Annotated in this window: 15 protein-coding genes and 2 pseudogenes; 7 read left to right on the forward strand and 10 right to left on the reverse strand. The window is 40.6% G+C overall.

Annotation, left to right across the window (positions count from 1 at the left end):
- Positions 1-106: 106 nt before the first annotated feature.
- The 3 genes from F7734_RS28790 to F7734_RS28800 form a co-directional block, all read right to left on the reverse strand.
- The gene (locus F7734_RS28790; protein ID WP_155748009.1) at positions 107-262 is read right to left on the reverse strand and encodes a hypothetical protein; all 156 of its coding nucleotides are present in this window, start codon (positions 260-262) and stop codon (positions 107-109) included.
- A 107-nt stretch (positions 263-369) separates the two neighbouring features.
- On the reverse strand, positions 370-1,050 hold the full coding sequence (locus F7734_RS28795) for an NAD(P)-binding domain-containing protein (RefSeq protein ID WP_155748010.1): 681 nt from the start codon (positions 1,048-1,050) through the stop codon (positions 370-372).
- Positions 1,051-1,134: 84 nt separating this feature from the next.
- On the reverse strand, positions 1,135-2,172 hold the full coding sequence (locus F7734_RS28800; RefSeq protein ID WP_155748011.1) for an AraC family transcriptional regulator: 1,038 nt from the start codon (positions 2,170-2,172) through the stop codon (positions 1,135-1,137).
- Positions 2,173-2,360: 188 nt separating this feature from the next.
- Between F7734_RS28800 and F7734_RS28805 the strand changes: the two genes are divergently transcribed.
- A complete protein-coding gene (locus tag F7734_RS28805; protein ID WP_155748012.1) occupies positions 2,361-2,870 on the forward strand; it encodes an MAPEG family protein in 510 nt (169 codons plus the stop codon).
- 116 nt (positions 2,871-2,986) lie between these two features.
- The gene (locus F7734_RS28810; protein WP_155748013.1) at positions 2,987-3,505 is read left to right on the forward strand and encodes a hypothetical protein; all 519 of its coding nucleotides are present in this window, start codon (positions 2,987-2,989) and stop codon (positions 3,503-3,505) included.
- 189 nt (positions 3,506-3,694) lie between these two features.
- On the opposite strand, the gene F7734_RS28815 is transcribed toward F7734_RS28810, so the two are convergent.
- Positions 3,695-5,233 (reverse strand): HlyD family efflux transporter periplasmic adaptor subunit, encoded by a 1,539-nt coding sequence (locus F7734_RS28815; protein ID WP_155748014.1) that lies wholly within the window; start codon positions 5,231-5,233, stop codon positions 3,695-3,697.
- 243 nt (positions 5,234-5,476) lie between these two features.
- On the opposite strand from F7734_RS28815, the gene F7734_RS28820 reads away from it, so the two are divergent.
- From F7734_RS28820 to F7734_RS28835, 4 genes are all read left to right on the forward strand, one after another.
- The gene (locus F7734_RS28820; protein ID WP_155748015.1) at positions 5,477-5,638 is read left to right on the forward strand and encodes a hypothetical protein; all 162 of its coding nucleotides are present in this window, start codon (positions 5,477-5,479) and stop codon (positions 5,636-5,638) included.
- A 136-nt stretch (positions 5,639-5,774) separates the two neighbouring features.
- Positions 5,775-7,919 carry a peptidase domain-containing ABC transporter gene (locus F7734_RS28825; protein ID WP_155748016.1) on the forward strand — a complete coding sequence of 715 codons (2,145 nt, stop codon included), beginning with the start codon at positions 5,775-5,777 and terminating at the stop codon, positions 7,917-7,919.
- Between the two features lie 347 nt (positions 7,920-8,266).
- The gene (locus tag F7734_RS28830) at positions 8,267-9,877 is read left to right on the forward strand and encodes an AAA family ATPase (protein WP_155748017.1); all 1,611 of its coding nucleotides are present in this window, start codon (positions 8,267-8,269) and stop codon (positions 9,875-9,877) included.
- Between the two features lie 104 nt (positions 9,878-9,981).
- Positions 9,982-10,389: a DUF1257 domain-containing protein gene (locus F7734_RS28835; protein ID WP_155748018.1), complete on the forward strand. Its 408-nt coding sequence runs from the start codon at positions 9,982-9,984 to the stop codon at positions 10,387-10,389.
- Between the two features lie 133 nt (positions 10,390-10,522).
- On the opposite strand, the gene F7734_RS66310 is transcribed toward F7734_RS28835, so the two are convergent.
- The 5 genes and pseudogenes from F7734_RS66310 to F7734_RS28855 all read right to left on the reverse strand — a co-directional run.
- Positions 10,523-11,233 carry a hypothetical protein gene (locus tag F7734_RS66310; RefSeq protein ID WP_155748019.1) on the reverse strand — a complete coding sequence of 237 codons (711 nt, stop codon included), beginning with the start codon at positions 11,231-11,233 and terminating at the stop codon, positions 10,523-10,525.
- A gap of 42 nt (positions 11,234-11,275) precedes the next feature.
- Positions 11,276-11,851: an ATP-dependent Clp protease proteolytic subunit gene (locus tag F7734_RS64000; protein ID WP_347566304.1), complete on the reverse strand. Its 576-nt coding sequence runs from the start codon at positions 11,849-11,851 to the stop codon at positions 11,276-11,278.
- 105 nt (positions 11,852-11,956) lie between these two features.
- Positions 11,957-12,718 (reverse strand): annotated as a pseudogene (gene map / locus F7734_RS60890) (type I methionyl aminopeptidase); the annotation flags it as partial.
- Positions 12,719-12,825: 107 nt separating this feature from the next.
- Positions 12,826-13,182 carry a hypothetical protein gene (locus F7734_RS28850; protein ID WP_207714238.1) on the reverse strand — a complete coding sequence of 119 codons (357 nt, stop codon included), beginning with the start codon at positions 13,180-13,182 and terminating at the stop codon, positions 12,826-12,828.
- Between the two features lie 830 nt (positions 13,183-14,012).
- Positions 14,013-14,247, reverse strand: a pseudogene (locus tag F7734_RS28855) (IS4 family transposase); the annotation flags it as partial.
- Between the two features lie 200 nt (positions 14,248-14,447).
- Between F7734_RS28855 and F7734_RS65535 the strand changes: the two are divergent.
- Positions 14,448-14,576, forward strand: a complete 129-nt coding sequence (locus F7734_RS65535) for a hypothetical protein (protein ID WP_279239779.1) — start codon at positions 14,448-14,450, stop codon at positions 14,574-14,576.
- Positions 14,577-14,814: 238 nt separating this feature from the next.
- On the opposite strand, the gene F7734_RS28860 is transcribed toward F7734_RS65535, so the two are convergent.
- Positions 14,815-17,364: a CHAT domain-containing protein gene (locus F7734_RS28860; RefSeq protein WP_243147154.1), complete on the reverse strand. Its 2,550-nt coding sequence runs from the start codon at positions 17,362-17,364 to the stop codon at positions 14,815-14,817.
- Positions 17,365-17,556 lie beyond the last annotated feature (192 nt).

Genomic DNA, 17,556 nt, shown 5'->3' on the forward strand with positions numbered 1-17,556 from the left:
TTGGCTCCTTGAGAGCCAGTATTGTTTATCTTGTACGGTGGATTATTTTCGATAACGACAGCTTGTTGGGGAATGGTGCTGTTGTCATATATGCGAACCCGATCTGCTATTTCAACGGCGGTGCATCTGTAGTGATTTCATCTGCTGATACAAGAAATTCATTTTTAAAGAATAGGGGGTCTGACCCCTCAGTTGATACTTTCTCGTCCTCTCGTTCCCAGCCTTTAGCACAGAATGCATTACTAGAGGCTCTGCCTCCCATAAGGCATTCCCAGCCTGAGGCTGGGAACGAGATGATACAAAGTTTGTACAGCTCCTCAAAATTAATGCGACAAACTACCAGAATTTATTTCAAGCAAGATACTGAATTTATCTTAGGTTAGAACTTTGCCGCCCGCCTAGTCGTTCCGATTCAGCAGGAGGTAACACGTCAACAGAAATCGTTGCATATGGTCCCAACTTCTGACCAATAATTAAGAACCGAATAAAATCTCCCAATCCCTCAATTAACCGTGAATTCCGTAGCTCTCCACAGTCTACTGGCGTGAAGCCAATGTCAAGAGCAAGTTGCATCACTGTTTTTCGAGAATTTTCGTTATTTGATGCAACAAAAACAGAGACTTTATAATCCTTCAAAGGCGTTGGTGCTAGCTCAAAAACCTCTTGAGCAAAAGTGTTAAATGCTTTGACTACATGAGCTTTGGGTACTTCTGCCGCCAACTTTTCTGCTAGGGATTGCTCAATAGGCGGGTAGGTAAATCCTTCTGGAATCTCAAAATTGTTGCAATCAATTAGGATTTTGCCATTGAAAATCTCAATTGAGGAGATGACTTCTATTGGATTTACTCCTCTAATAGTATAAAGTAACACATCTCCAAAGGCAGCAGCTTCGTCGTTTGTTCCACCTTGCGTGCCGTGCCCCGCTAACTCAGCAACAGCTTTACCCTGTTCTGTAGTTCGAGCACCAAAGAAGACTTGATGCCCTTGCTCTGCCCAAAGGATACCAAGAGAGCGCCCCATATTGCCACTACCGAGAATACCAATTTTCATTTGTTTGCTCAAGCTGGGTTTGGGTATGCACTCAAACCTATCACAGATGCTTAAGGGCTGTCTTTGCCATTCTTTATAAAAATGTTACAATCTTGCAATAACTTTGCTTTCTACACCAATCGAGTGTCGGTACTTGTTAGGAGTCAATCCTGTCCAACGTCGGAAAGCATGATTAAACGCGCTTAACTCTGAGTACCCTAATAGCAAAGCTACCTCAGTCAATGAGAATTCAGGCTCTTTGAGATACATCAGCGATAGTTGATATCGGGTTTTGTCTACCAATTGCTTATAGGTGGTATTGCGATCGCTTAAATACCTTTGTAATGTACGACTGCTTAACCCCAAACTAAAGGCTATATCTCCTACTGTCAGACATCCTTGCGGCAATGAACGAGCAATTGCCCGATTCACCAAGGTTACTAGTTCATCATCTACTTCTTTCTCCACGAAGAACTGATGCAAACGACTTTCTAAAATAGGTAAAAGACTCAAATCAGCAAACGGAACTTTTTGTTTGAGAAGTTCGCGTTCCATTGCAATAGCATTAATAGATTGGTTAAAAAGTACGGGAGCATTTAGCACCTGCTCGTATTCTAAAGCCTTTTTAGAAGAGTTATGCTCTAGCCACACTGTCTTAGGATACCAATGTTGACGGGTGAGAGTACGAATACTGTTGATGGCAAATGCGATCGCTGTTTCGGCATCTTGTTTGCGAACTGAAATCCTTGCATCTGTCACTTGATAAGATAACCATGCTGTATTTCCATCAAGTGTCAGAGCAATTTCAGTACCTTGTTGCCATACACCAAAATATTGAACCAAGCTATTTAGGGCAGAACCAACGGTGGCAGAGTTTAGTAGAACATAACCTAGTATGCCAAAGTTAGACACATGATGCGTAAAGCCATAATGCAATCCAAAAAAATCGTCTTGATTGAGAACAGCGAGCTTCTCTAATAATTGAATGTGCTGGTGTAATGAAAAATATTTAGTTTGATTGGCAATATCCTCAATTGTTAGCCCAGCTATTTTAAGAATGACTTGTTGTTCAATACCCAGTTGAACAGCCCTCTGAATGGCATTTACAACAAATTCCATTGCTATCATGGGAGGCATTGTCATAGAAGCCTTTACTCCAAACTTCTCCAAACGGATAAGACGTCACATCGCTTTTTGAGAATTGCATTTTTAGTCATATTGGCATCTTATATCAAATTCTGTGTCCTGTAATATCAAGACAAATAAGAAACTAACGTTTTACTGTAGATGTTGCTGAAGCCGACAAGAGTTAATATCGGTTTTGTAATAATATGAATACCAGCATGATTCCCATCTCAACTTTTTTTATTGGGCTTAACGGTTTCATAGCCTTTGCTCTGTCCTATATTGTAGTGATGGAACGCACAAGAACTAGGATTTGGCACGGTGAGTCAAAAGAGGATGTTTTGATGCAACCCGATCCGCTAGCGTATCCAACAGCATGGGTTGCGACAGTCGAAAAAATCAGTCAAGGGTTGTCTGTTGACAAAACTATTGATGAATCTATGTTACAGCGTAAAGTTCGCGCCCACGGCAATTTCACAGAATATGTACCTATCGGCTTGCTGTTTATGATTGCATTGGAATTAATGCACTCTGTGGTTTGGCTGGTATGGCTTCTTGGCGGAACGCTCACATTAGCTCGAATTTTCTATGCTTGCGGTGTTATTACCAAATACGGTCCTTCTATTGGACGTGCGATCGGTTTTTTCTCAACTGGGTTTGTCTACATAGTTGGTAGCTTAGCTTGCCTTTACTATGGTTTAAAAGAAATTTTGTAAGATTTTTTAAATTAATAATCAAAAGGAGAAAAGCCTAGTTGATATCTTTCAACTAGGCTGTAGATCTACAATGTTAGTGAGAGATTCTTGGCGGCAACGCTTACAAGGAGGTTAAAATGGACAACCAAAAAGAACATCTCTATTCAGTCTCCAGCCCTCTGGACTTATTACTTGACTCTAACTATATGCAGCAGGCAATTACAGACGAAGCAGAAGTTGGAGAAAATATCGGTGCTGGATTAGACTGGGAATCGCATATGGGTACATTATTATCCAATTTACCTCTACTTGGGCGTTTGACTACTTTACGTGTATCGCTCAATCGTGAAGCACGACTAACTATTGAAGCTCTGAATTTGGGAGATGAAACCAAACAAATAACGCGAACGGCGAGAGCGTGTATAAAAAATAGATTGTTGTCCCCTACAGAAGCAATTATTCCTCATATAAAAGCTGTCTTGTCACAAGATGATTTGTATACTCAAGAGTATATATCTAACAGGCAAGTTTTAAAATCTTTACTTAAAGAACTTCTTACAGATTCAGACAGAGAAGAAATCGCTGCAGCAGGGGCTAGCTTGATACGCACAAAAATTGTCTCTCAACTGAGCTTCTCAGAGGAAGTATTATTATAATTCGTTCCGGTGGTTCTACTACAGAATGCAGATCGCGAGGCTCTGCAGAGCAAGCGCTACTTGCACACAGGAGGCGGAGCCTCCAAAGACGGCATTCCCAGCCTGAGGCTGGGAACGAGGTGGGGGGTCAGACCTATCAAGAGCCAACCGCATCCGTAAAAGTTGTCGGGAATCTGGGCAACTGAATGTTCACAAATCTGTTAATAGTCTGGCTTTTCTAAGCAGAAACTGTAGTACTGTTTCTGAAGAAGAAATAATATCTGCTCTGGCTTCCATACCTGATTGAATGGTACATTTGCGATCGCCGAGCTTGAGTTCTAAGCTTTCTGGTTGGATAAATACCTCATACACAGCACTTGTTTGAGTTATGGTGTTGTTAGACGTGACAGAATCTGGAGAAATAGAACTCACTCGAGCTTTGAGAGTTCCATAATCGGTATAAGGACAAGCAGAAACTCGTACTTGCACCATTTGACCCTTTTTCACTTTGCGGAGATGAGAAGAAGATACCAGTGCTTTGATGACTAAAGGAGAATCATTAGGTGCAATTTCAGCAACGACATCACCAAGATGTACAACTTGTAAGGGATTACGCAGTTTAAGCTGTTGAATCACACCAGATGCAGTCGCCCGAAGAACTGTAGCTTTAATATCATCTTCCACTTGTTGAAGTTCTTCTTGCTCGCGGTTTAATGTTTTTTGAATTTCTACTCTTTGTTGGATCAGTTGTTCTCGCTCTTGATTTAATTTAGCTAGCGTCACTTTCACAGCAGCAGTTTCTTCCGCAATTTTTGCTTTAGAAATGGTGAGATTTGGAGCGTCAGAACCGAGAGATGCAAATGCTGCTTGCAGTCTGGCTTCTGCTGCTTTTACTACCTGTTGTTGCTGCTTAATGGCTTCTTGATGCTCTTCAAAACTGGCTGTTTGTAATATAAAGAGTTGTTCTTGCTGTTGTACGGCAAGTTGTGCTTCTTGAAATCGATCTACAGAAATTGAGCCGGTTTTTGCTAAAGGTTGATATCTATCTCGCCGTGCTTTGGCTGCTTTTAATGAAACCTCACTGGATTTTAACTGCGCTTGGGCTGATTTTAAAGCTAGCTGAGTTTTGCGTAATTCTACTTGGGTTCGGTTTAAATTGGCTTGGGCTTCTCGTAATTGCGCGGATGCGATCGCTTTCTTTTGTTGGGCATCGTATTGGCTGCGGTTGAGTTCGGCTTCAGTTATGGCAATGGCACGGTGAGTCCGTTTGCCTTCTGCTGCTATCTGCCCATCTAATGCTTTGATTTGAGCATTTAGTTGAGCGAGTTGCAGTGTAGCTTGCTCGATATTGGTGAGCAGTTGTTTTTTTTTAGTTTCCAAACGGTCATCGCTCATTGTGGCAATGATATCACCTTTTTTGATCGCCTGATTTGCTTGTACTGCAATACTTTTAATCGTGCCTTCTGTTGCGGCTTGTACTAAACGCAGTTCCCCATTAGGACGAATCACAGCCGATGTTTTAATTGTAACTTTATATTTTAGGAAACTCGCCAGTGTCAGCGTAACACCAAAGATAGTCAGGAGAACAATGCCACCAATAGAGCACCAGTTGCTAATAGGAGGCAAAAATTCTTCTAACGTAGCAGCGTGGAGAAAGTCTGGATTCGGCAACCCTTGGTTCTTGGTATCTAAGGGAGAATCTGCATCAAACATTAAGAGTTCATTATGTGAAGAATTCGGCTCTGCCATTTTAGTTTATTTTTCGTAAAAATGTGTTCTAAATTAAACTTTTGATTAAGGTATTTTTTGGAGCTTGTTGAACAGATATTCTTGAATTAGAATTTATACAAACGATGAAATAAGTAAATATACTTCGTTGAGAGAATGAAGTTCTAAAACTTGTAAATTCGTATTTTTTGGTTTTGTTTATCCCCCTACAAGGACAAAAATATGTTCCCTAAGAAACAGATGCATAGGCAGGAAGAACTATGCATGCAAAAAAACAAGTGGCTGAACGTTCTGGCAACTCAAGAGCAAGAACTAGAACTCACTGAAGATATAACCGATGCTCAGGGTTCGAGTATAGTTGGTGGAAATACTACTTCCAAACGCGGAAGGTCTAGTACACCTACAACCAGTACTTATGCTTATTAGCGGATGCATCATTTGCGGTTATAGTCGCGGCATCAAAAATTTTGATTAGATAAGCGCTGCGTTGAGTAACAAACGCTCATAGTGGGAATACTAATCAAGTTGACAACACTATGCGTTGACTAACCGCAATCGCTAGATGAAATACCAGATAGTTTTGCAACACGGTGAAGAAGATTGTGGTGCTGCTTGCATCGCCACGATTGCCAAACATTACGGGCGCACCTTTGCAATGAGTCGAATTCGGGAAGTTGTTGGTACCGGGCAACTGGGTACGACGCTTGTGGGTTTAAGACGTGGCGCAGAAAGCCTTGGTTTTAATGCCCGACAAGTCAGAGCAGCTCCTCAACTGATTGATAGACTCAGTGAAGTCCCTCTACCTGCCATCATCCACTGGAAAGGATATCACTGGGTTGTTTTGTATGGGCAAAAGAAAAAAAAATATATTATTGCTGACCCAGGTGTAGGGATTCGCTACATTAGTCATGATGAATTAACAACAGCTTGGGCAAATCGCATCATGCTGTTACTCATACCGGATGAAATCCGGTTTTATCAACAACAGTCAGATAAGATTGATGGCTTCAAGAGATTATTAAAGCGGATTTTGCCCTATCGCAATATTTTGACTGAGGCAATAGTCATTAACTTAGTGATGGGGCTTCTTGCTCTTGCAAATCCTTTTTTAATTCAAATCTTGACTGATGACGTATTGGTACAAAATGATACATCTCTTTTAGCGAGTGTGGCTATTAGTGCTGCACTTATGAATATCTTTAGTAATACCTTAAAGCTGGTACAAACTAACTTAATTGCCCAATTTGCCCAACGCTTGGAATTAGGTCTCATTCTAGATTTTGGCAGACAAATTTTGCGTCTTCCTTTAACGTACTATGAAACCCGTCGCAGTGGTGAAATTGTCAGCAGACTTAGAGATATTGAAGAAATTAATCAGTTAGCTTCCCAAGTTATCCTCCATCTTCCCAGTCAACTATTTGTTGCATTGGTTTCTTTAGGATTTATGTATTTTTATAGTTATAAGTTATTTTTTTTAGCTATATTATCTGCTTTGTTAATGACTTTGACTACATTAATTTCTCTACCTAGATTACGACGCCAAATTCGTGATGTTATTGTTGCAAAGTCAGAAAATCAAGGGGTATTAATAGAAAGTTTTAAAGGTATACTGACTCTGAAAACTGCCAATGCAGCACCCCAGACGTGGGAAGAAATTCAATATCGTTTTGGTAGTCTTGCCAATCTTAACTTTCGGACAATTCAAATTGCAATTAATAATAATGTGTTTTCTAATTTAGTTTCTGGAGCGGGCAATATCGCCATACTTTGGGTTGGTAGCAATTTAGCGATCGCACAAGAATTAAGCATTGGTCAACTCTTGGCATTTAACACCATGAGTATTAACGTGACTGTATTCATCAATACTTTGATTGATATTCTAGAAGAATTCACTCGCGTACAAACAGCCGCTCAACGCATTACAGAAGTGATAGACACGACTCCAGAAGACCAAAACGAACAACGCAAACCTTGGGCAAATATTCCTAGCAATGCAGAAATTATCTGTACGAAACTACATTTTCATCATATTGGAAGAGTAGAATTATTAGAAAATTTTTCCTTAACAATTCCAGGAGGTAAAGTCACTGCCTTAATTGGAAAATCGGGTTGTGGCAAAAGCACCTTAGCTAAAATCATTGCCGGGTTATATCCTCTCAAATGTGGTAATATTTGTTATGGGATTTATAATCAAAAAGATTTATCTTTAGAATGCAGGCGACAGCAAGTGATATTAGTTCCCCAAGAAACTCATTTTTGGAGCCGTTCTATCCTAGATAATTTCCGATTGAGTTACCCCAATGCATCTTTTGAGCAAATTGTTAAAGCTTGCCAAATTGCTGGAGCCGATGAATTTATTAAAGAATTGCCAGATAACTACCAAACTATCTTAGGAGAATTTGGTGTTAATCTTTCAGGAGGGCAAAAGCAGAGATTAGCCATAGCCAGAACACTTGTTGCCAATCCATCCATACTTATTTTAGATGAATCAACGAGTGCATTAGACCCTATATTAGAAGCAGAAGTTTTAGATAAAATTTTATATAACCGACAGGGTAAGACAACAATTCTTATCAGTCACCGCCCTAGAGTTATTGGGCGAGCAGACTTTATCGTATTCTTGGAAAAAGGACAAGTCAAAATACAAGGTAGTTCCGAAGAATTGCGTTCCCATTCAGGAGAACATTTAGAATTTTTAACACCTTAAGTTGGGGATTTCTCGGACGACACATCTACAAAAGTTTATGCATCGTCAGAAATTTATCTGTAAATCTTATAATTTCACTCTTATTATTTATGTTTTATGTCTAATTTGCCATATTTACTAGAAATTAGTACTGTTTTCAGGAAAATTACGGCGATCGCGGCTGTGAATGATTAGAGAAGGTTAGTCACCGAAAGCTAATTAGATCGATACTTTTGGACGAGTTGGCACTAAATAGCAGCTTCCCTAGCATTAAGCGCTCTTGACACATGATGTAAAACATGAACAAGTTAGATTAGTACGTATGCTAGAGTAGGGGCAAAATAATTAATTTTTATCAAAGTGAAGCAATGGGTGCTGTCAATCATAGTCAAAGCTGTCCATACTTTGCCCTTGTCGAAGAAATGGACTTGATGATTCGTGCCCGCTTTCCCCTACTTTATTTGGTAGGGGTAGAAGAAGAACCTGTCGAAGAAGTTTTACTACAAGTAGCATCGCGTTCTCAACCGCAGCGTCAAGTCTTATTCTGGGATCTTGTTAGGGGTTGGAATGACAATGGTGCCGATAAAGGTTCAGTGATGGCAGCACTAGGACGTATTGCTAAAACTGATACTCAGCAATATGTACTGTTTGTCCTGCGTGACTTACACCCATTTTTGAAATATCCCAACAGTGACAAAAATGTCCCAATCATCCGCGAGTTACGCAACTTAACACAGGAGTTGAAGCGATTGCGTAAAACCCTTGTCCTTACCAGCCACACCTTAGAACTGCCTGCAGAGATACAAGAAGAAGTCACCGTCATTGATTTTCCCTTACCTAACGTTAGGGAAATTGATTACTTAATTCAGCAGTTGGTAGTTCCTGACAAGCTAAATATCAGCGGTATAGCACGAGAACAGCTAGTTAAAGCTTGCCAAGGATTAAGTCGCACCCGCATTTCTAGAGTGTTAGCAAAAGCTCTAGCTGCCAAACAGCAGGTAAATGAATCGGATATTGACGGCGTATTAGCAGAGAAAAAGCAAGCCATCCGTCAAACCGGAATTTTAGAATTTTTCACACCCCAAGAATCCCTCAAACGAGTCGGGGGACTCGATCAACTCAAGCAGTGGGTAGTCATGCGGCGTGAAGCATTTACTGATGAAGCTAGACGCTACGGTATACCCAACCCCAAAGGGGTGTTACTCGTGGGGATTCAGGGAACGGGGAAATCCCTTTCCGCCAAAACTATCGCTCATGAATGGCGCTTACCCTTACTCCGTCTAGATTCTGGACGTTTGTTCGGCGGAATAGTCGGTGAAAGCGAAAGCCGGGTACGGCAGATGATTCAAATAACCGAAGCCCTTGCCCCCTGTGTGCTGTGGATTGATGAAATTGATAAAGCGTTCGGCAATATTTCCAGTGGCATTGATGGCGACTCCGGTACATCACGGAGAGTCTTTGGTAGTTTAATTACCTGGATGCAAGAAAAAACTAGCCCGGTATTTATTGTGGCAACGGCAAACAACGTGCAGATTTTACCAGCCGAGTTGTTGCGTAAAGGGCGATTCGATGAAATCTTCTTTTTGAATCTGCCCACGGAAAACGAACGCCAGGAAATTTTCAAAGTGCATTTGCAACGTTTACGCCCTAACCGTTTGCGCGAGTTTAATTTAGATTTATTGGCAAAGCAGACGCCAAATTTTAGTGGTGCAGAAATTGAGCAGGTAATAGTTGATGCCATGCATCAAGCATTTTCAACTACCATAAACGGACAGCGCCGAGACTTTGCAACAGACGATATTTTGCAGGCTGTAACCCAAACGGTACCTTTAGCTTCGATTGCTTACGATCAAATAGAAGCATTGAAGCAATGGGCAGCTCTAGTTGGTGCGAGAACTGCATCAACTGACGTGCAACTGATGAAGGAGTTGAAGCAATATTCAGCACAACGCGGGATTGGGCCTTTGGAGGTGGATTAAGCTGGCAACAGATGATATTACAAATGAAACGGATAGTTTCTCTGTAAATTCCAATGACAAAGTGATTCGTTTTTTCAATCCAAAATCTAAAATCCAAAATTGATATGTCACACTTTACTTGCATCAAAACACAAATTAAGAATGTAAACGCATTGGTGAAGGCTTTAGAAGATATGAACATTAAAAATGTTGAAGTCCATGAAACTGCTCAACATTTATATGGTTACCAAGGCGATGTGCGATCGCAAACTGCAGAGGTCATTATTCGCCGTGAATATATCAGTTCATATAGCAATGATATCGGCTTCAAGCAACAAGAGGATGGGCAGTTTCAAGCGATTATTTCTGAATACGATCGCCACAGTTATGGACAACACTGGTTGAATCGCCTAATGCAGAGGTATGGTTATCATGTTTTGATAGAAACGTCACAGGAGCAGGGTTTTACTGTAGAAGAGGATGAAGTTTTAGAAGATGGAACAGTGCGAGTAGTTGTGGGACGGTGGACATAAAAATAACCTCTATCATGAAATTACATTCCGAAGAGGAAAAATATCTGGTGATTTTTAATTTCTACCATACAAACACAACTATCTGTTAACATCTTAATAAGTCCGCCTGCGCGGACTTATTATATTTGTAGTTTCAAGCTTTAATGTTTGTGCCATTACTTTTTCTATTTTTAACTGTTTTATCTAAACTTCCGCTAGCAATCAAGCGACAATAAGAATTTAGAGAAACAGATTCAATGCTGCTAGAATGTCCTACAAAAGTATGGATTAGTTCTTTGGTATCTAAATTCCATAACTTTACTAAACAATCATTGCCACCACTTACAAGAAATTGAGCATCAGAGTCAATACTAATTGACTTAACTGATGAATTATTAACCAACGTATAAATCAGTTCTTTGGTATCTAAATTCCAAAATTTTATTTGAGAATCCTCACTACTAGTTATCAACATATTCCTAGCGTTGCTAATAGTTAATGATGCGAACTTCTGAGAATGACCATCATTTAAAGTATATTTGTGATGAACTTGGCGATAAGGATAAGATGTTTTTAATTCTTGTAAAGCAATTTTTATTTGAGATTCATTTTGATTTTTTAGGAGTAAGTAAGCTTGTCGCTGCACTTGCCACGATTTATTTCTCAAAGACTCAATTACTAAATCTAAACCTGCGTTCCCGTACTTAAGCGCTTCTGAAATTGCACTAACTCTATCCTTCAAATTAGCACTTGCCAACCGCATCTGTACACCTTCAAGACCTCCCAAAACGGCAATATTTGCTGGTACTGAATTTTGACCTCCAAGTACAGCATCAGATTTTTGAGGCTGATTATTTTTTGGCACTTTATTTTTTCCTTGCTCCTTTATAGCGTTTTTGATGGTAAATTAGGTTGTTAACTGTGTGCGGTTAATTACCATATCAATGATTCCGTATTCTTTAGCCTCCAGTGGAGACATAAAGTAATCGAACTCGGTATCCTGATAAATTCTTTCTAATGACTGGCTTGTGTGCATGGCTAAAGTTTCTGCTAGTTTGCACCGCCAATATGCAACTTCCCTTGCTTGAGTTTCTGTGTCTGTTACTTGATCTCCACCAACAGGTTTATTAATCATGATACGACTGTCAAATAATGCCATGCGCTTACCTTTAGCACCTGCGCTTAGGATGATGGCAGCCATGCTTGCTGCTAAACCAAAGCAAATTGTTACCACGTCGGGTTTGATTTGTTGCATGGTTTCGTAAATTGCCATGCCAGCAGTAACAGAACCACCAGGAGAATTGATATAAAGCTGTATATCTTTTTCTGGATCTTTTTCCACTAAAAATAGCAGTTGGGCAACGATACCGTTAGCTACATCGTCATCAATCGGTGTTCCCAGAAAAATAATCCGTTCTACAAACAGCCGCGAGTAAATATCAAAAGCACGAGCACGTTCATTTGGGGGCAGCCACGAGTAAATACCAAAAGCACGCTCGCCTGATTGTCCTCCGAGTACAGCATCATCGGGTTTTGGTTGGTTTGCTGAATTCTGTCCCCCTAAAACAGCATCAGTCAATAGTGGATGTTTAGAGAGCGTAAGAATTTCAACACCATCAGACGTTACAGCAACCATATGTTCAAAGTGAGCAGAAAGTCTATTGTCTCTGGTGACAACAGTCCATTGATCGGCCAATATCCGAACTTGCCAACTACCTTCATTAATCATTGGTTCGATAGTGAATACCATACCTGGTCTGAGCTTTGTACCGTGACCGCGTGTGCCATAATGAGGAATGGCAGGAGCAGAATGGAGCACTCGACCAATACCATGCCCAGTAAAGTCGCGTACTACAGAAAAGCCTGCGGATTCTGCATATTCTTGAATTGCCGCACCAATATCACCAATTCTTGCCCCTGGCTTTACCTCTGCAATTCCCCGCCTAAGACATTCTTCAGCCACCATAACTAGTTTTCTAGCAGTCGGGGAGGGTTCACCTACAAAGAAAGTCCGGGTGGTTTGCCCGTGGAATCCATCGACAAAGAGACTAACTGTAATGCCAATGATATCTCCGTCTCTAAGAATTTGTTTGGCATTAGGGATACCGTGGCAAACGACGTTGTTTAGACCAATACAAATTGATGCTGGATATCCGCGATAGCCCAGTGTTGATCTTTTGGCACCCCTTGCTTGGGTCCAAGCTTCTGCTGCGTCATTCAGTTCTTGGGTGCTGACTTCTGGTTTGACCATTGGTTCAAGATATGATAACAATTCTGCAGCCATACGTCCAACCTGACGTATCTTTTCAAGTTCTCGATTTGATAAGAGAACAATCGCTTTGTTGTTCATACACTTTAATGTGTAATATTTTCCTACTAATAAAATTAACTACTGTTACACTCTTATCTCAACCGTTAGCGTAGTGTGTGCAGTAGCACATAGAAACGAAGAGAAAATTACTGAAGTTTTGCGATCACCTCCTTGGACACCAACGTTTTACCTGTCAGCAAATCCTTCACTGTCACCACCAGCATCCGCTGCTCATTCACCTCAAATAGTGCTTCTATCCTATCTACACCCGTTTGTCCTGGTGGTTCTAAATGCGCCACGCACACCTGTTGATGATGAGTTTCTAAGGAACGATAGGCAGACTGCTGTACTAACTGCGTACTCATCATTCTCACCGTAGTATCATAAGTCACTTCTGCTTGAGAAAGATTTGCAACTTCTCCAATATCCAGGCGAATTTCCCGTTGTCCATCGGTTGCTACTTGCAACGTTAAAGGTTGCGATTTGGCACCTGGATAGCGCATCCCTTTTTCAATTAAAGTGAAGTATGAATAACTTTTACTGTGGGGTTCCCACAGGCGGATGGCATAGCTGTGACGAAGTTAATCATCGATACCTATCATTAACACAAACAACAGTGTTACTCGTACCAAAATCAATCACTACTGTAGTCATATTTATAACGGGTGAAGGTGAAGGGTGAAATAAATCTTTACTCTTTCCCTCTTCGCCTTTACCCTTTTCCCCTTTCTCCCTCTCTTGGTAACATACGGCTGACTTTCGCCGGACAAAGAATGCGTTCTTGGTATTGATATCCGACAAAACGAATGTAAACTAAATCACCTTCAGTAATATCCGCCGCATCTGACTGATGTATTTGGGGATTGTAAGGTACTTGTTCCCAAGGCTTACCAATGCGTTTGTACCCCCACATATGTATTAAATTATCAAGGGGTGTTAGGAGTGATAAGATATTTTTGACAAGAAGTTCTGGTTTCACCTGTACCATTGGATAGATACTGGGATAGTTGGTGAACAATGTTTGCAATTGCTCAAATGTGGCAGAGCGAAATTCATCAATTAGTTCGTTACGTTGCTGTTGTAGTTCTTCCTGTAGACGCAAACCTTCTTGACGCAATGCGCTATTTTCCTCACTCAATTGTTGTAACTGCTGTTGTAGTTTTGAGGATTCAGTTTTACTTGCATCTAATTCTTGTTTGAGTAATTCAAATGATGCATAAAAGCTTGTTTTTGTAGTTGTAGAGCTAAGTTTCTGAATCAGAAAAGGTAAAGCTAAAAATCCGATAGCAATTACCAACAGACTGGTAAGCGGAAATGTTGTGAAATCAAAATGTTGACTCACATTCATTGGACCACACCACAAAAAACCTTCCCTTGCTAACATCCTTGTAAGTTCTGTAACTCCTGCTACATCTCGCCACAGTAGTGTCAATACTGCCGCTATCATAAAAGGTAAATTCAGAATTCTATCCCTTAATCCTAGTTGGCGGTAGTAGTTTTCTTGTGCCGTGATAGCTGGGGTTACTAATGCTTCTTTGTTGCTGTACAATTACCTCATCCTCCACCATTGGTCTTTGAGTTTTTTTTAGCATGGTCCCGGTTAGTTTTTCGACTGGTGCTCACTGTTCGTTACGATCGCTCAATTACTTGCCTCAATCGAGTCTCACATGATTTTCTATCACTGCAAATATTACACCATGATCTCTTTAAAATTAGTCTTTTATTTCTATCTTTAGAAGTATTGACAAACTTTACTCAATTTTAACTTGTGACCAACGATCGGGGGTCAGGGGTCAGGAGTGAGGGAAAAACCCAATGCCCATTTTTATCCATTCCGGTGTATGTAGTTCATGACGACTTGGGACAACAAGTAAAAGATGGCAAAGCTGACAACTAGAAGTTGGCAAAAATTTAGGCTGTAATGCCTATTCTTTCGTTGATATTCTGAGGTAGATGCGCTCGACTGACAACCAGAATTTGTCTATAAATACCAATGACAACCATAAGTTGTACACAAGACCTGCTAAAAATTACTGTAGTACACAACAGACACATAACGATCGTATGTTGACAATCAACACTGACAACGATAAAGTGACAATTTTGCCAATTTATCGTTGTTGTCCCACAACTAGTTACAACCAATTCCCAATCAAAACATAAGGAGCCCAGTAAATAGGATGTTCGTAATAAGGATTTTTTAAAATAGCCAATTGAGATTGACGTAAAGCTTCTGCTTTAGTTTGTTGGGTATTAGTTAAATTTTGGTAAAATTTCCCCATAAAGTTAGCAGTAGCCTCATCGTTAATAGACCATAATGTTGCCAAAGTACTGCGAGCACCTGCCCTAACAGCAATTCCTGCTAACCCCAAGGCAGCACGCTTATCTCCTGTTGCTGTTTCACAAGCACTCAAAACCAAAAGTTCAATAGCTTGTTGCCGATTTTGTTGATTGTTTTTGAGTAAACTATCGAATTCGTTAATTTGAATCCGACTATCCCAAGTTAAAATAAAAGTCTCTGAGGCTTTAGAGCTAAAGTTTCCGTGAGTAGCAATGTGAACTATTGGGAAAGAAGCAGATTGAATTTCTTTTTGCAGATTCTTACTGGTAAACTGTTTGTTCAATAAAACTACACTTGGGACTTCAGATTTAATTTCCTTCAATTCTGTTTCTACGTATTCAAGGGGAGAAAAGCCTTGCCTTGCTTCAGTTAGCCCAGCACTTAAGACTTTCAAGTTCTCCTGTTGCAAGTGTTTGGGAGGTAATAACTGCAAACTGGGTGTGAGTGCAACGCTGTACTTTTCTATTAAAAATTGCTTGCCATCATGTAATGCTGCCATAGGAAGATTTCGCAAGACACCATCTAGCACAAACACTAATGTCTTAACTTCACTTTTGCTTAGGTCAGTTTCGCTCTGACGGAGCAACCAATCATAAAGTTGTTGCGACAATGCCATATAGTCGTCCCTAGAACGAATGACTATAGTTTGACGGAGCTTATCTGCAAGAGTTTCTAATTGATTTTGCTCGATAGGAGTTGCATAATGAAGCAGGGGTTGTTGTGGTAAACTGAGAATAACTTCTAAGCGATCTGGTAAAATGATGGGATAAATAACAGCAGCATTTGCATCAAAGCGATCGATAAGGTTGGGTTTTGCATCTAAGCAGGCTTCTTGGAAAAAGTTATCTAATTCCGCTAATTGCAAAGACTCAATAACTTGACGGGCTTGATGTAGGGATTCTTGGTTTGGTTCGGTTTTCCCTGGTTGTAAAAGCAGGCTGACCAATTCTCGATAAACTGGTTCTACTCTTTCCCGAAAAGAAAATTGCACATCTGGTTCAACAGCAACGAGTTCGTTACGTAACACTTGAAGAGTTTTCACAGCTTGAGTATAAGCTGCGATCGCTCCAGATACATCGCCCTGTTTTTTTAAAAGTCTTCCAAGCTGCCATTGCCAAAGATAAGCAATATCTGGTGTATTGTAACTCTGAGCAAGCATTAAAGCTTTTTGGGTTAAATTTTGAGCAATAGACCATTGCTGAGTTGTCTCGTACAAGCTACCGAGTCTCCCCAGTGCAAAAATTTCTGCTTGCTTGTCACCTATGCTTTTTGCTTTTTCCACAGTTGTTGCAACCAGTTGGGCAATAGTTGCTATGGTTGGTGCGTCTTGAATTTTTGCCTCGGATATGCGAGTTAAACTCCGGGCAAAGTTAAGCCGCATATAAATAACCCCACGACTTGCAGGCAGATTGACAAGTTGAGGTTCAATTTTCCGGCTTAATTCCCGCGCTAAATCCCATTGTTTTATATCAATTAAGGTATTAAGTTGATTGAGATTTGCTCGAAGTTTGAGGATTAGTGAGGGGGAAATATCTACAACTTTTTGATAAAAACCTAAAGCCGCTTCCATATCTCGATTTGCACGGGCTATGTTCCCTAGATCGATGAAGGCAGCACTTATATCTAATGGTGATTGCAATTTTTGCGCGATCGCCAAACTTTGTTGCAACACTTGCTTGGCTTGTTCTAATTTGCCCACCAAACGCAAATTAGTCCCTAAGTTACGCAATGCGACGGCTTTAATTGAAGAGTCAGGTTGTTTTTCTAGAATTTGGCTGACTTGTGTTAGAGTCGATAAGGCTCGACGATTTAACCCTAAAGCTCTAAAAGCCTGAGATTGATTGATAAGACTGCGAATAACTCCTGTTTGATTTTCTACTCTTGTATAAGTTGCAGTTGCTTTTTGCCAGGTTGCAAGCGCCGCCTCAGGTTGCCCGGTGGCTAACTCTAAATTTCCTCGCGTATTGAGTACTTGAGCTAAAACTTTTAATTGTTCTTTAGATTGATGGCTTGGTGTTTTCCCCAACCCCTCTAGGAATTCCAAACTTTGATTGAGTGCTGTTGTTGCTTGAGACCATTGCCCCAGTTTTTGGTAAGCTAATGAAAGATTGCTTAAAACTCTAGCTTGATTGAGTTTATCTCCTTGCAATTGATAAGCTTGAAAAACGTTTTGCCAGCTCGTGACAGCTTCCAAAAATTGCTCTCCTTCGTACAACTCCTTACCGCGATTCTCCTGTTGTAATGTGTCCTTCGCCCTGCTTTCCTCTTGTAGGGAAGGAAAGGGATAGATTAACTGAGAATCAGTATTAGACGCAACAACTTGCCTCACATTTGTGCCAGTCATAAATAAAGCGATAACTAGCCCTAACAACATCCTTTGGATGAATGTGAGTAGCCGACGATAAGATAGTGTATACAGCGCTTTGCATCTGAATGAGGTACACCCCCCTTTCATCCCCCCTTGGTAAGGGGGGACAGAACACCCCCCTTTCATCCCCCCTTGGTAAGGGGGGACAGAATACCCCCCTTTCATCCC

This window comes from Scytonema sp. UIC 10036, from assembly GCF_009725235.1.

Bases quoted from the DNA above. Each gene is read 5' to 3' on its own strand.
- F7734_RS28790 (WP_155748009.1), bottom strand. From the start codon at position 262: ATGGGAGGCAGAGCCTCTAGTAATGCATTCTGTGCTAAAGGCTGGGAA.
- F7734_RS28795 (WP_155748010.1), bottom strand. From the start codon at position 1,050: ATGAAAATTGGTATTCTCGGTAGTGGCAATATGGGGCGCTCTCTTGGT.
- F7734_RS28800 (WP_155748011.1), bottom strand. From the start codon at position 2,172: ATGACAATGCCTCCCATGATAGCAATGGAATTTGTTGTAAATGCCATT.
- F7734_RS28805 (WP_155748012.1), top strand. From the start codon at position 2,361: ATGAATACCAGCATGATTCCCATCTCAACTTTTTTTATTGGGCTTAAC.
- F7734_RS28810 (WP_155748013.1), top strand. From the start codon at position 2,987: ATGGACAACCAAAAAGAACATCTCTATTCAGTCTCCAGCCCTCTGGAC.
- F7734_RS28815 (WP_155748014.1), bottom strand. From the start codon at position 5,233: ATGGCAGAGCCGAATTCTTCACATAATGAACTCTTAATGTTTGATGCA.
- F7734_RS28820 (WP_155748015.1), top strand. From the start codon at position 5,477: ATGCAAAAAAACAAGTGGCTGAACGTTCTGGCAACTCAAGAGCAAGAA.
- F7734_RS28825 (WP_155748016.1), top strand. From the start codon at position 5,775: ATGAAATACCAGATAGTTTTGCAACACGGTGAAGAAGATTGTGGTGCT.
- F7734_RS28830 (WP_155748017.1), top strand. From the start codon at position 8,267: ATGGGTGCTGTCAATCATAGTCAAAGCTGTCCATACTTTGCCCTTGTC.
- F7734_RS28835 (WP_155748018.1), top strand. From the start codon at position 9,982: ATGTCACACTTTACTTGCATCAAAACACAAATTAAGAATGTAAACGCA.
- F7734_RS28850 (WP_207714238.1), bottom strand. From the start codon at position 13,182: ATGCGCTATCCAGGTGCCAAATCGCAACCTTTAACGTTGCAAGTAGCA.
- F7734_RS28860 (WP_243147154.1), bottom strand. From the start codon at position 17,364: ATGACTGGCACAAATGTGAGGCAAGTTGTTGCGTCTAATACTGATTCT.